The organism is Corynebacterium sp. 51B (genome assembly GCF_008930785.1).
GTDB classification, from domain to species: domain Bacteria; phylum Actinomycetota; class Actinomycetes; order Mycobacteriales; family Mycobacteriaceae; genus Corynebacterium; species Corynebacterium megadyptis.
On record NZ_PQMK01000004.1, the window covers coordinates 102,925 to 117,433 of the forward strand.

Sequence of the window (14,509 nt, forward strand, 5' to 3'; positions counted from 1 at the left end):
CAGTGCGCCCTCCCCTAGCGTCACAGTGCCCGCCGCGCGGCTGCGCCTGTGCGCCGGGCAGCCGCGATGGGGTGGGCATGGTCCGCTCCACCTGCACGGGTAGGGGCACTCCTCGGCTATTTCGCTCTCGTGGTGACCACTGGGAACCACCAGCCGCCGCTCAGCGGCGCTGAGATACCCCGTGGCGGCTGCAAGGGCTTGCTTGAGCGGCCCCCGCTGCGGCCCCACTCACAGCGCGCCACAGGGTGGTGAGCGGGGCAGGCGGAGCTTTCGCGGGGCTGCAATTGCGCGAGCGGCGTCGTACAGGCATGAAAAATCCCCCTAGGAGAACCTAGGGGGATGAGTTCGCTCTAGCGAGCAGCTAAGGGCTGGCTAGGACGTGAAGACCATTACTTGATGATCTTGGTAACGCGACCAGCGCCCACGGTGCGGCCACCCTCACGGATAGCGAAGCGCAGACCCTCGTCCATGGCGACGGGCTGAATCAGCTCGACGGACATGTCAACGTTGTCGCCAGGCATAACCATCTCGACACCGTCGGGAAGCTTCACGACACCGGTAACGTCGGTGGTGCGGAAGTAGAACTGCGGACGGTAGTTGTCGAAGAACGGGGTGTGGCGGCCGCCCTCGTCCTTGGACAGGACGTAGACGGAACCCTCGAACTGGGTGTGGGGGGTGTAGGCGCCCGGCTTGGCCACAATCTGGCCACGCTCGACGTCCTCGCGCTTGGTACCACGCAGAAGCAGACCACAGTTGTCGCCAGCCTCGGTGTAGTCCATCATCTTGCGGAACATCTCGATACCGGTGACGGTGGTCTTCTGGGACTTCTCGCGGATACCCAGGATCTCGACCTCGTCGTTGACCTCGAGCTTGCCGCGCTCCACACGACCGGTAACCACGGTGCCGCGGCCGGTGATGGTGAAGATGTCCTCGATCGGCATCAGGAAGGGCTTGTCGGTCTCGCGGACCGGATCCGGGATGAAGTCATCGCAAGCCTGCATGAGCTCAGCAACGGAGTCAACCCACTTCTGGTCGCCCTCGAGAGCCTTCAGAGCGGAGATGTGAACGATCGGAGCTTCCTCGTCGTACTCCTGGTCGGCCAGCAGCTCGCGGACCTCCATCTCGACGAGCTCGACGATTTCCTCGTCATCCACCATGTCGCACTTGTTCAGTGCAACCAGGATGGAGGGCACGCCAACCTGACGAGCGAGCAGCACGTGCTCACGGGTCTGCGGCATGGGGCCGTCAGTAGCGGCAACCACGAGGATTGCGCCGTCCATCTGAGCAGCGCCGGTAATCATGTTCTTGATGTAGTCGGCGTGGCCCGGGGCGTCCACGTGTGCGTAGTGGCGCTTCTCGGTCTCGTACTCAACGTGAGAAACGTTAATGGTAATACCGCGCTCGCGCTCCTCGGGGGCGTTGTCAATCGCCTCGAAAGCGGAAGCCTCGTTCAGCTCCGGGAACTTCTCTGCCAGAACCTTGGTGATAGCTGCGGTGGTGGTGGTCTTACCGTGGTCGACGTGACCGATAGTACCGATGTTTACGTGCGGCTTGTTACGCTCGAACTTAGCCTTTGCCACTTCTGTGTCCTCCTGGACTTCGCGGTGGCTACGACTCTCGCAGCCACAAGTTGTGTGCTATTTCCTCATAGGCTCAATGCGGTTGCATCTCGCTGAAGAAGATATAGCGGGTCATTTATTGCCAGTTACATGATAATAGGTGTGGTGATGGCAGATTTCAAACCATCCCCACTTCCATTCCGGCCCATTGCCACCATCGTCCTTCGTCCCTGATGGATAACGATATGGGTGCGTTAGGGCCAACGCAGGTAACGGCCTGCTCAACGGGTCTCTCTCATGGAGAGCGTGCCCGCTCAGCGGGCCGTTACCCGCAGTTCCCGGCTAGGTCTGGCACAAACCTAGCTGGAAACCAGGGCACAGCCGGAGCTTAGGCGCCAGTGCGCTCGGCGATGATGTCCTGCGCCACGTTGGTGGGAACCTCTGCGTAGGAATCGAAGATCATCGTGTAGTTAGCACGACCCTGAGTCTTCGAACGCAGGTCACCGACGTAACCGAACATCTGGGACAGCGGAACGAGGGCCTTGACAACCTTCGCGCCGGAGCGGTCGTCCATGGACTGAACCTGGCCACGGCGGGAGTTGATATCGCCAATAACCTCGCCCATGTACTCCTCGGGGGTGATGACCTCGACGGCCATCAGCGGCTCGAGCAGTGCCGGCTTTGCCTTGGCAACAGCTTCCTTCAGCGCCTGGGAACCGGCGAGCTTGAAGGCCATCTCAGAGGAGTCAACCTCGTGGTACTGGCCGTCGAGCAGGGTGGCCTTGATGTTCACCAGCGGGAAGCCAGCGAGGAAGCCGTACTGCATAGCGTCCTGGATACCGGCGTCCACGGAGGGGATGTACTCCTTCGGGATGCGGCCACCAGTGACCTGGTTGTCGAATGCGTAGGTCGCGGACTCGCCCTCTTCGAGCTCCTCTGCATCGGGTGCGTAGGGCTCGATGGAGATGATGACCTTCGCGAACTGACCGGAACCACCGGTCTGCTTCTTGTGGGTGTACTCGAGCTTCTCCACGGGCTTGCGGATGGTCTCGCGGTACGCCACCTGCGGGGCACCCACGTTGGCCTCAACCTTGAACTCGCGCTTCATGCGGTCCACTAGGACGTCGAGGTGCAGCTCGCCCATACCGCCGATGACGGTCTGGCCGGACTCCTCGTCCAGGTTCACGGTGAAGGTCGGGTCCTCTTCGGCCAGCTTCTGGATAGCGGTACCCAGCTTCTCCTGGTCGGCCTTGGACTTCGGCTCGATGGCCACCTGGATCACGGGATCCGGGAAGTCCATGGACTCGAGGATGATCGGGTCATTGGCGTTACAGAGAGTGTCACCAGTGGTGGTCTCCTTCAGGCCAATGAAGGCGTAGATGTTACCAGCGTGTGCCTTCTCAACAGGGTTCTCCTTGTTGGCGTGCATCTGGAACATCTTGCCCACGCGCTCCTTGCGGTCCTTGGTGGAGTTCAGGACCTGCTCGCCCGGCTCGGCGGTACCGGAGTACACGCGGATGAAGGTGAGCTTACCGAAGAACGGGTGCGCTGCGATCTTGAAGGCAAGAGCGGACAGCGGGGCATCGTCGGAGGGCTTGCGGGTCAGCTTGACCTCTTCCTCGCCCACCTTGTGGCCCACGACCTCGCCCACGTCGAGCGGGTTCGGCAGGAAGTCCACAACAGCGTCGAGCAGCGGCTGGACACCCTTGTTGCGGTAGGCGGTACCGCAGTACACGGGGTAGATCTCGGAGTTGACGGTCATCTTGCGGATGGCGCCCTTGATCTCGTCCATGGTCAGCTCTTCGCCGCCGAAGTACTTCTCCATGAGCTCTTCGTCGGACTCAGCCACGGCCTCGAGCAGCTTCTCGCGGTACTCCTCGGCCTTCTCCTGCAGATCGGCCGGGATCTCCTCGACGGTGGCTTCGGTACCGATATCGGTCTTGCCACGCCAGGTGAGGGCCTTCATCTCGAGCAGGTCGACAACGCCGTCGAAGTCGTCCTCAGCACCGATCGGGAGCTGCATAACGAGCGGCTTCGCGTTCAGGCGGTCCACGATGGTCTGGACGGTGAAGTAGAAGTCCGCACCCATCTTGTCCATCTTGTTCACGAAGCAGATACGCGGAACGTCATACTTTGCAGCCTGACGCCACACCTGCTCGGACTGCGGCTCAACGCCTTCCTTGCCGTCGAAGACAGCAACAGCGCCATCGAGCACGCGCAGGGAGCGCTCCACCTCAACGGTGAAGTCAACGTGACCCGGGGTGTCGATGATGTTGATCTGGTTACCCTCCCAGAAGCAGGTCACTGCTGCGGAGGTAATGGTGATGCCGCGTTCCTTCTCCTGCTCCATCCAGTCGGTGGTGGAGGCACCGTCGTGGGTCTCGCCGACCTTACGGTTAATACCGGTGTAGAACAGAATACGTTCGGTGGTGGTGGTCTTACCGGCATCGATGTGGGCCATGATGCCGATATTGCGGACCTTCTTTAGATCCTTAAGCACTTCTTGTGCCACAGTAAATCCCCAATTGTTGGTTGGTGTAGGCCGCCAAATGGCGCCCTGAGTGGATACAGTTGTCTCATTCTCAGCTATCCGCGCGAGCGTATCGCCCGTTAGCTAGTCGACGCCATCTCTATGGCGGCTCATCGCCCGTGCTGTTCGGGCTCGCCTCCACCAGTGAAATGCAGAGCATCTCCCAGTGGGGCGCCCATCAAGCAGGACACGAAAAATGACACTACCAGCGGTAGTGGGCGAATGCGCGGTTAGCTTCAGCCATCTTGTGGGTGTCCTCGCGGCGCTTCACGGAAGCACCGAGGCCGTTTGCGGCATCGAGGATCTCATTAGCGAGACGATCAACCATGGTGTGCTCGCGGCGCTGACGGGTGAAGGTCACCATCCAGCGGAGCGCGAGAGTGGTTGCACGGCCGGGACGAACCTCGACCGGAACCTGGTAGGTGGCGCCACCCACGCGGCGGGAACGAACCTCGAGGTCGGGCTTGATGTTTCCAACAGCCTTCTCCAAGGTGCCCACCGGATCGGTGCCGGTCTTTTCCTTGCAGATCTCGAGAGCGCTGTAGACGATGCGCTCAGCGGTGGACTTCTTGCCGTCCAGCAGAACCTTGTTGATCAGCTGGGTGACGAGCTCGGAGTTGTAAATCGGGTCCTTAACTACAGGACGTACAGGTGCCTTGCCCTTACGCATGTTTTACTTCTCCTTCTTCGCACCGTAGCGGGAACGTGCCTGCTTGCGGTCCTTCACACCCTGGGTGTCAAGTGCGCCGCGCACGATCTTGTAACGAACACCGGGGAGGTCCTTCACACGACCACCACGCACGAGCACCATGGAGTGCTCCTGCAGGTTGTGGCCCTCGCCCGGAATGTAGGCGGACACCTCGATACCGGAGGTCAGACGCACACGGGCGACCTTACGAAGTGCGGAGTTCGGCTTCTTCGGGGTGACGGTGTACACACGGGTGCACACGCCACGGCGCTGCGGAGAGCCCTTAAGAGCCGCGGTCTTCACCTTTGCGGTCTTATCATGTCGGCCCTTGCGGACCAGCTGCTGAATAGTTGGCATGAACTTCTTTCTGTATCTGACTAACGCGTCGAATAGACAGCTACCTGGATTCCCATGGTGAGGCTATGGTGCTGGAGCTACTCCACAAGGACATCACCGGCGGCCGCAGGAGGCGCCCGCCTAGCAGTCCCTCAGTGAACACTGCGGGCTTGCGCCCACTGTGCCCTCTACGCAGTCTTCGGGTGTTCTCTTTATTTTTTCCTTGCCATCGCATCCCGGCGATGAAAGAACCAATAATCAAGACACGGCAAACCCAGTCAGCCGCTCTCGCTGGCCTACTGGGTGGTGTGTCAGGGATGGTTCTTGCAGCACACAGGCACTGTATGGCAAGCCGCCCAAAAAATCTTTTTCAAGCTTGGGCAAGTATAGTTCACACCCATCCCACAATCAAGCGCCCCACCTGCAGAATCGCTGAGCACCACTTCCCATCGAGGAGTAATTCCCCGGCTTAGCTCTTGGTGCGCGCGCTATCCTTGAGCTCCCGAGCAAGCGCCGTAAGCGCCTCTTGTCCGGATTCATAGCTGCCATCGTTGGGCTCGGCCATGATGGCGATCGGCAAATCCTGGTTGTCGGGGCCCAGCACGATCCCGAATTGGCGCACGAGATAGCGCCCAGCATCATCGGGACCCCAGCCGCCTTTGAAACGCGGTTCGGGCAGGACGGCAAGCCCATAGGGCTGGTGCTCAGCACTATCACCCATGGCCTCGAAGACGGTTTCTGCCCCTTCCAGAGTGGGCAGGCTGGCACCGAAACGCACCTGATCCTTCAACGCCCACTCGGTCTGGCCATAAGGAGTGAATTGGCCCCGATGGAAGGCGTTGTAGTCGGTCTCGGTATCGCCGCCATCGCGCAGCACCTCATTGGCCGCGAGGGCGGCTTCTTCTCCACCGCCGATGGCATTCCACAGAATCTCTGCCGCGGCATTGTCCGAGACCGCGATAGCTGCCTCCACCACACTGGGATCAGCCACACCGGCGCGCTCGGCGGCAATGGCGATGGCCACCTTGGAGGTGGACCATGCGGCTCCCGTGGTGAGGCTGCCATGCACCTCGCCATCGACAGCGATACCCAAGGGGCCATAGCGTTTCTCCAGCTGCGAGACGGCGTCGTCAAGCGCTGCATGATCGATGCGCGGAACCTCGGCGCGGGTGGATGAGGAGGAGGGCCGTGAGCTCGAAGAACTGGACTCTGTGACGGGGCTGTCGGGGTCCATACCGATGGTGCATCCGGCGAGGCTGCACGCCGCGATCACCGCCATTCCGCCGCGCAACGGCCATAAAATTCTCATATCTCACCTTGTCTGTGTGCTCCGAGGTTCGGCATTAGCTTAGACCGTAGGTGTCGTAACACACAGAACAGCCCTCCTACCCGTTCTTCGCCGCTGGTGTATTCAGCGGTTATGGGAAGGCTCCTCTCCCACTTTGAGGAGCCGCTCCCCGCCGAATTCTGTGGCGGATGATGAAGGGTAGAAGGGCTGTGTACTGATGCAGACCGAGGGCCGAACTAGGCGTGGTAGTTCGTATCCTCCAGCGGCACATTGGCGCCGGTGAACTCCTGGTAGCTTCCGTCCGGATCGTAGATCGCATCGCCGAAGGGCGAGATCGAGTACGCCGGGCTGCTAGCGGCTTCGGTGGGCTTGACCGCAATGTTGCGGTAGCGCGAAATACCGGTGCCGGCCGGGATCAGCTTACCGATGATCACGTTCTCCTTGAGGCCAATGAGCTTGTCCGAGCGCTTATTAATAGCGGCATCGGTGAGCACACGGGTGGTCTCCTGGAAGGACGCGGCGGACAGCCACGACTCGGTAGCCAGCGAGGCCTTGGTGATACCCATGATCTCGCTGCGGAGCTGTGCGGCCTCGCCACCCGACTTGCGGGCCTCGAGGTTGGCAGCCTTCGCCTCGGAGAGGTCCACCAAGGTACCGGGAAGGAACTCGGTGGAGCCGGACTCGATCACGGTGCCGCGGCGCAGCATCTGGCGGATGATGATCTCGATGTGCTTATCGTGGATCGCCACACCCTGGGTGCGGTACACCGCCTGCACCTCATCAATAAGGTGCTTTTCGACGCCGCGTCGGCCGAGGTGCTCGAGCACATCGTGCGGATCGGCCGGGCCGCGGAGCAGGCGCTGGCCCACTTCCACCCGGTCGCCTTCGCGCAGGGTGCGCTCGATGGTGGACTGGGGGTTGGACTCCATGGGCACGCGCACCTGGGCAAGACCCTGACGCTTGGAAAGCTTCTCGTAGACCACATCATCGGAACCGTCGTCCGGCACGATGGTGAGGGTGTAGAAGTTACCAGTGTCTTCCAGCTTGACGGAACCAGCCACCGAGGCAATCGGAGCGCGGTTCTTCGGTACACGGGCCTCGAAGAGTTCCTGCACACGGGGCAGACCGCCGGTGATGTCGCCACCGACACCACCCTGGTGGAAGGTACGCATGGTCAGCTGGGTACCGGGCTCACCAATCGACTGGGCGGCGATAATACCGACGGCCTCGCCGATCTCCACCTGCTTACCGGTGGCCATGGACTTGCCATAGCACTTGGCGCAGACGCCGGCCGGGGTTTCACAGGTGAGCACCGAACGCAGCTTGATGACCTGGATCCCGCCAGCGATGAGCGTAGTGACTTCCTCTTCGCCGATGTAGGTACCGGCGGGCAGCACAACCTCGCCCTCGTCGGTGGTGGCATCGGCGGCGAGCACGCGGCCGTACACACTGGTCTCGTTGAGCGGATCCGGGGTGTAGCCGGTGATCTCGCCGGACGCATCGGTGACCGGCTCGGAGATGGCCACGCGAATACCCTGGCGGGTCTCGCAGTCATCCTCGCGCACAATCACATCCTGTGCGACGTCTACCAGACGACGGGTCAGGTAACCCGAGTCGGCGGTACGCAGAGCGGTATCGGCCAGGCCCTTACGGGAACCGTGGGAGTTGTTGAAGTACTCGAGCACCGACAGGCCCTCACGGAAGGAGGTCTTGATCGGGCGGGTGATGTAGTCACCCTTCGAGTTCACAACCATGCCCTTCATACCGGCCAAGGTCCAGATCTGACGCATGTTACCGGCTGCGCCCGACTTCACGATCATCGGAATCGGGTTCTCGTCCGGGTAGAGGTCCTCCACGGCCTGACCCACGGTGTCGGTGGCGTCCTTCCACAGCTCCACCAAGCGGTCATAGCGCTCACGCGGGGTGAGAGCACCCTTCTCCCAGTACTTTTTCTCGATCTCTCGGGCCGAGGCCTCGTAGCGCTCGAGAATCTCGTGTTTGTTCGGAAGCACCAGCACGTCGGACATGGTGATGGTCACACCGGAGCGAGTTGCCCAGTAGAAACCAGCGTCCTTCATCTTGTCCATGGTCTGGGCCACGGTGATCATGGGGTACTTGGCGGCGAGATCGTTAATCACATCGCCGAGCATGATCTTGTCCTGGCCGCCACCCTTACGCACCATGATGCCCTCAAGGTACGGGTAGTTCCACGGCAGCAGCTCGTTGAACATGATGCGTCCCAGCGTGGTGTGGGCGGTCCACACCTGGCCGGGCTGCCAGCCATCGGGGAACTGCTCTGCCTCGACCTCGGCGGTCGGGCGCAGGTGCGAGATGCGCACCTTGATCGGGGCCTGCAGCCCCAACACGCCACGGTCGCGGGCCATGATGGCCTCCGCGTAGGAGGAATACACGCCCTGCTCGGGGCCATCCTCGGTGGCAGCGCTGTAGGCGCCTTCGCCGCCGAGCTGATCCGGGGTCTTCTCCAGGGTCAGGTAGTACAGGCCGGTCACCATGTCCAGACGCGGCATAGCCAGCGGCTTACCGGAGGCCGGGGACAGGATGTTATTCGAGGCGAGCATCAGGATGCGGGCCTCGGCCTGAGCCTCGGCGGACAGCGGCAGGTGCACCGCCATCTGGTCACCGTCGAAGTCGGCGTTGAAGGCCTCACAGGCCAGCGGGTGCAGCTGAATAGCCTTACCCTCGACGAGCACCGGCTCGAAGGCCTGAATACCCAGGCGGTGCAGGGTGGGGGCGCGGTTGAGCATCACCGGGTGCTCGGAGATGGCCTCTTCCAGCACGTCCCACACCTCGGGGCGCTGCCTCTCCACCATGCGCTTCGCGGACTTGATGTTCTGGGCGTAGTCGTGCTCCACCAGACGCTTCATCACGAAGGGCTTGAACAGCTCCAAGGCCATGAGCTTCGGCAGACCACACTCGTGCAGCTTCAGCTGCGGACCGACGATAATCACGGAACGACCGGAGTAGTCCACGCGCTTACCCAACAGGTTCTGACGGAAGCGGCCCTGCTTGCCTTTGAGCAGGTCAGACAGAGACTTCAGCGGACGGTTGCCCGGGCCGGTGACGGGACGGCCACGACGGCCGTTGTCGAAGAGCGCATCCACGGACTCCTGCAACATGCGCTTCTCGTTGTTCACGATGATCTCGGGCGCGCCAAGATCGATCATGCGCTTGAGGCGGTTATTGCGGTTGATCACACGACGGTAGAGGTCGTTGAGGTCCGAGGTGGCGAAGCGGCCACCGTCGAGCTGCACCATCGGGCGCAGCTCCGGCGGGATCACCGGGATGCAGTCGAGCACCATGCCGGCCGGATCGTTACCTGAGCGCTGGAAGGCGGCAACCACCTTCAGGCGCTTGAGGGCACGCATCTTCTTCTGACCCTTGCCGTTATTGATGATCTCGCGGAGGCTCTCGGCCTCGGCATCGAGGTCGAAGTTACGCACGAGGGTCTGAATGGCCTCGGCGCCCATGCCGCCGGTGAAGTAATCCTCGTAGCGGTCGACGAGCTCTTCGTAGATGGTCTCGTCGATGATCATCTGCTTCGGGGCCAGCTTGGTGAAGGTCTGCCAGATCTCGTCGAGACGATCGATCTCACGCTCGGCCTTCTCGCGGATGTGCTGCATTTCCTTCTCAGCAGCATTCTGCACTTTGCGGCGGGCATCGGCTTTCGCACCGGCCTCTTCCAGTTCCGCGAGGTCCTCTTCCATCTTCTGAGCGCGCTCAGCGATCTCAGACTCGGCATCGGCCTCCACGTCCTTCTTCTCCAGCAGCATCTCAGCTTCCAAAGTGGTCAGGTCGGCGTGGCGGGCCTCATCGTCCACCGAGGTGATGATGTTGGCAGCGAAGTAAATAATGCGCTCCAGGTCCTTCGGAGCAAGGTCCAGAAGGTAGCCCAAGCGAGAGGGAACGCCTTTGAAGTACCAGATGTGAGTCACTGGCGCGGCCAGCTCAATGTGGCCCATACGCTCGCGGCGCACCTTGGACTTGGTCACCTCAACGCCGCAGCGCTCACAGATGATGCCCTTGTAGCGGACGCGCTTGTACTTGCCGCAGGCGCACTCCCAGTCGCGGGTAGGACCGAAGATGCGCTCACAGAAGAGGCCGTCCTTTTCCGGCTTGAGGGTGCGGTAGTTAATGGTCTCCGGCTTCTTGACCTCGCCTTTGGACCAACGACGGATATCGTCGGCGGTGGCCAGACCAATACGGAGCTCGTCGAAGAAGTTGACGTCGAGCACGCAAACTCCCTTTCCCCCACGCGGTGGTGGGGTGTCGTAGTTTTTGTAAAGAACTTGAAGTGTCAGTTTCTTGCGCTTATTCCCCGAGCTCGCGGCGTGACCTTTGGCCGCGCCGGAGCTGGTGGGAAAGAAAGCACCGTATTTTTAGGCGATGTCGTCCGAGCGCTCGTCGCGAGAAAGGTTGATGCCCAGGGAGGCACCGGCCTGATCGAACTCATCATCGTCGGTAGTGCCCAGCTCCATCGGAGTGCCATCGGCGGAGAGAACCTCCACGTTCAAGCACAGCGACTGCAGCTCCTTGAGCAGCACCTTGAAGGACTCGGGGATGCCAGGATCGGGAATGTTATCGCCCTTGACGATCGCCTCGTAGACCTTCACACGACCCACCACGTCATCGGACTTGATGGTGAGCAGCTCCTGCAGGGTGTAGGCGGCGCCATAGGCCTGCATAGCCCACACCTCCATCTCACCGAAGCGCTGGCCACCGAACTGTGCCTTACCGCCCAGCGGCTGCTGGGTGATCATGGAGTACGGGCCGGTGGAGCGGGCGTGGATCTTCTCATCCACCAGGTGGTGCAGCTTCAGCATGTACATGTAGCCGACCGAGATCGGGTGCTGGAAGGGCTCGCCAGAACGACCATCGAAGAGTCGAGCCTTGCCGTCGCCGTCGATGAGCACATCGCCATCGCGGTTCGGACGCGAGTTGGCCAGCAGACCAGCCAGTTCCTCGTTGGAGGCGCCGTCGAACACCGGGGTCGCGGTGAGCGAGTTGGCGGGAACGTCGTACAGCTCCTCGGGGAGAGTCTTGAGCAGCTGGGCGTTCTTCTCGTCCTCGGGGTCGATCTTCCAACCAGCGGCGGCCAGCCAACCCAAGTGCACCTCGAGCACCTGACCAATGTTCATACGACGGGGCACACCGTGGGTGTTCAGGATGATGTCCACCGGGGTGCCGTCGGCCATGAAGGGCATGTCCTCGGCGGGCAGGATCTTGCCCACCACGCCCTTGTTACCGTGGCGGCCGGCGAGCTTATCGCCGTCCTGGATCTTGCGCTTCTGAGCCACGTACACGCGGATCATCTCGTTCACGCCCGGGGAGAGATCGTCGTCGTCCTCACGGGAGAAGCGACGCACGCCGATAACCTTGCCGGTTTCACCGTGCGGCACCTTCATAGAGGTGTCGCGCACCTCGCGGGCCTTCTCACCGAAGATGGCGCGCAGCAGGCGCTCCTCCGGAGTCAGCTCGGTTTCACCCTTCGGGGTGACCTTGCCCACAAGGATGTCGCCGTCGCGGACGTCGGCGCCAATGCGCACAATACCGCGCTCGTCGAGGTCCTTGAGCACATCCTCAGAGACGTTCGGGATCTCACGAGTGATCTCCTCGGCACCGAGCTTGGTGTCGCGGGCATCGATCTCGTGCTCCTCGATGTGGATCGAGGTCAAAACGTCCTCTTCTACCAGGCGCTGGTTGAGGATGATGGCATCCTCGTAGTTGTGGCCTTCCCACGGCATGAACGCAACCAGCAGGTTGCGGCCCAGGGCCATTTCGCCCTCGTGGGTACCAGGGCCATCAGCCAGAACTTCGCCCTCTTCCACACGCTGCCCGAGGTTCACCAAGGGGCGCTGGTTGTAGCAGGTGCCCTGGTTGGTGCGCTCGAACTTGCGCAGCATGTAGGTCTCGCGGGTGCCGTCATCAGCCATCACGGTGATGAAGTCGGCGCAGACGTTCTCGACCACGCCGGCCTTGTTGTTGATGACCAGGTCGCCGGCGTCATAGGCGGCGCGCAGCTCCATACCGGTGCCCACATAGGCGGACTCGGAACGTACCAGCGGCACAGCCTGACGCTGCATGTTCGCACCCATGAGGGCACGGTTGGCGTCGTCGTGCTCGAGGAAGGGAATCATGGCTGTCGCCACCGACACCATCTGGCGCGGGGAGATATCCATGTAGTCCACGCCCTCAGGACCCACGACCTCAATGTCGCCGTCCTTCACGCGCACCTCGATGCGGGAGTCGAGAATCGTGCCATCCTCATCCACGCGGAGAGAGGCCTGCGCCACGGCGGCGCGATCCTCTTCATCGGCGGTGAGATAGACGATCTCGTCGGTGAGCTTGCCGTCCTCCACCTTGCGGTAGGGGGTTTCGATGAAGCCGAAGTGGTTCACGCGGGCATAGCAAGAGAGCGAACCGATCAGACCGATGTTCGGGCCCTCAGGGGTCTCAATCGGGCACATGCGGCCATAGTGAGACGGGTGCACGTCGCGCACCTCAATGCCGGCGCGTTCACGAGACAGACCACCCGGGCCGAGCGCGGAGAGACGACGCTTGTGGGTCAGACCAGACAGGGAGTTGTTCTGGTCCATGAACTGCGAGAGCTGGGAGGTGCCGAAGAACTCGCGGATGGCAGCCGACACGGGGCGCACGTTGATCAGGGAGGTCGGAGTGATGGACTCCGCGTCCTGGGTGGTCATGCGCTCGCGGACTACACGCTCCATGCGGGACAGGCCCACGCGGACCTGGTTCTGGATGAGCTCGCCAACGGTACGTAGACGACGGTTACCAAAGTGGTCGATATCGTCGGTATCGATCGGGATCTCCACGCCGTCCGGGGACACCATGGAGGTTTCGCCGGCGTGCAGGCGCACCAAGTACTCGATGGTGGTGGCGATGTCCTCTTCGGTGAGGGTCATCGTGCGCTCATCAGCACCGGTGAGACCGAGCTTGCGGTTGACCTTGTAGCGGCCCACCTTGGCCAAGTCATAACGCTTCGGCTTGAAGAAGCTATTGTCCAGCAGGGACTGCGCGAGATCGCGGGTCGGCTGCTCGCCCGGGCGCTGCTTGCGGTAAATCTCCAGCAGTGCCTCATCGGTGTTGGAGACGGTGTCGTTCTCCAAGGTGGACATAATCAGCTCGGAGAAACCGAAGCGCTCCGTGATCTGCTCGGTGGTCCAACCAAGCGCCTTGAGCAGAACGGTGACGGGCTGACGACGCTTACGGTCGATACGCACGCCGACGCTATCGCGCTTATCCACGTCGAACTCGAGCCATGCGCCACGGGAAGGAATAACCTTCACCGAGTGCAGGGGACGCTCGGTGGACTTATCGATGGTGCGATCGAAGTACACACCGGGAGAACGCACGAGCTGCGACACCACGACACGCTCGGTGCCGTTGACGATGAACGTGCCACGGTCGGTCATCATCGGAAAGTCGCCGATGAAGACCGTCTGGGACTTGATCTCCTGCGTTTCATTGTTAATGAACTCGGCTGTCACATACAGCGGAGCGGAGTAGTTGATGTCCTTATCCTTGGACTCATCAACGGTGTTCTTCACGTCCTCGAAGCGTGGCTCCGAGAGCGACAAAGACATGTTACCGGAGTAGTCCTGAATCGGGGACAACTCTTCCAGGATGTCCTCAAGACCACTGGTAATACGGGCACCCTCGGGTGCCTCGGCCTGTTGACGGGCGCGCCACTCGGGCGTGCCAATAAGCCAAGCAAAGGATTCGAGCTGTAGGTCGAGTAGACCCGGCAGCGCGATGGGCTCCTGAATTTTCGCGAATGAATACCGCTTCGGAGCTCCGGGGATTTCGGCCACTGACTTGGTCTGGCGGGAGACTGCCAAGATGCGTCCTTCCAGCACCTCACGCGACAACTACAGGGATGTGCTTCAGTGTGTTAAAAGTGGGACACACACCAATGCCTAGCCCCGAGCCGCCGCTAACTTTGAGCATTTCGGTCTGCTATAGGAACCTCGCCCAACCGGCCGCGATAGCACTAAACGACCTTGTCAATTCGGTTTTTCCAAACCATTTAAACAAGGTCTCGTGAAAATCTGGGGTCGACGGATTCCAGC

At 61.4% G+C, this 14,509-nt stretch carries 7 protein-coding genes; all 7 read right to left on the reverse strand.

The genetic code is table 11. The features are described from left to right. Positions 1–389: 389 nt before the first annotated feature. The 7 genes from tuf to GBB14_RS06270 all read right to left on the reverse strand — a co-directional run bounded on the left by tuf (position 390) and on the right by GBB14_RS06270 (position 14,296). On the reverse strand, positions 390–1,580 hold the full coding sequence (tuf, locus tag GBB14_RS06240; protein ID WP_151528970.1) for an elongation factor Tu: 1,191 nt from the start codon (positions 1,578–1,580) through the stop codon (positions 390–392). A 367-nt stretch (positions 1,581–1,947) separates the two neighbouring features. Continuing rightward, the gene (fusA, locus tag GBB14_RS06245) at positions 1,948–4,071 is read right to left on the reverse strand and encodes an elongation factor G (RefSeq protein ID WP_151528971.1); all 2,124 of its coding nucleotides are present in this window, start codon (positions 4,069–4,071) and stop codon (positions 1,948–1,950) included. Between the two features lie 220 nt (positions 4,072–4,291). Then, entirely contained in the window at positions 4,292–4,759 is a 468-nt protein-coding gene (gene rpsG / locus GBB14_RS06250) for a 30S ribosomal protein S7 (RefSeq protein WP_151528972.1), read from the reverse strand. A 3-nt stretch (positions 4,760–4,762) separates the two neighbouring features. Next, positions 4,763–5,134, reverse strand: a complete 372-nt coding sequence (rpsL, locus tag GBB14_RS06255; RefSeq protein ID WP_151528973.1) for a 30S ribosomal protein S12 — start codon at positions 5,132–5,134, stop codon at positions 4,763–4,765. 448 nt (positions 5,135–5,582) lie between these two features. Beyond that, complete coding sequence (locus GBB14_RS06260) at positions 5,583–6,422, reverse strand: hypothetical protein (protein WP_151528974.1); 840 nt, start codon at positions 6,420–6,422, stop codon at positions 5,583–5,585. A 215-nt stretch (positions 6,423–6,637) separates the two neighbouring features. Beyond that, on the reverse strand, positions 6,638–10,654 hold the full coding sequence (locus GBB14_RS06265) for a DNA-directed RNA polymerase subunit beta' (protein ID WP_151528975.1): 4,017 nt from the start codon (positions 10,652–10,654) through the stop codon (positions 6,638–6,640). 144 nt (positions 10,655–10,798) lie between these two features. After that, positions 10,799–14,296, reverse strand: a complete 3,498-nt coding sequence (locus tag GBB14_RS06270; protein ID WP_192795902.1) for a DNA-directed RNA polymerase subunit beta — start codon at positions 14,294–14,296, stop codon at positions 10,799–10,801. Between the last annotated feature and the right edge of the window lie 213 nt (positions 14,297–14,509).

Coding starts and splice junctions, on each gene's coding strand:
- rpsG (WP_151528972.1), bottom strand. CDS start 4,759: ATGCGTAAGGGCAAGGCACCTGTACGTCCTGTAGTTAAGGACCCGATT.
- rpsL (WP_151528973.1), bottom strand. CDS start 5,134: ATGCCAACTATTCAGCAGCTGGTCCGCAAGGGCCGACATGATAAGACC.
- GBB14_RS06260 (WP_151528974.1), bottom strand. CDS start 6,422: ATGAGAATTTTATGGCCGTTGCGCGGCGGAATGGCGGTGATCGCGGCG.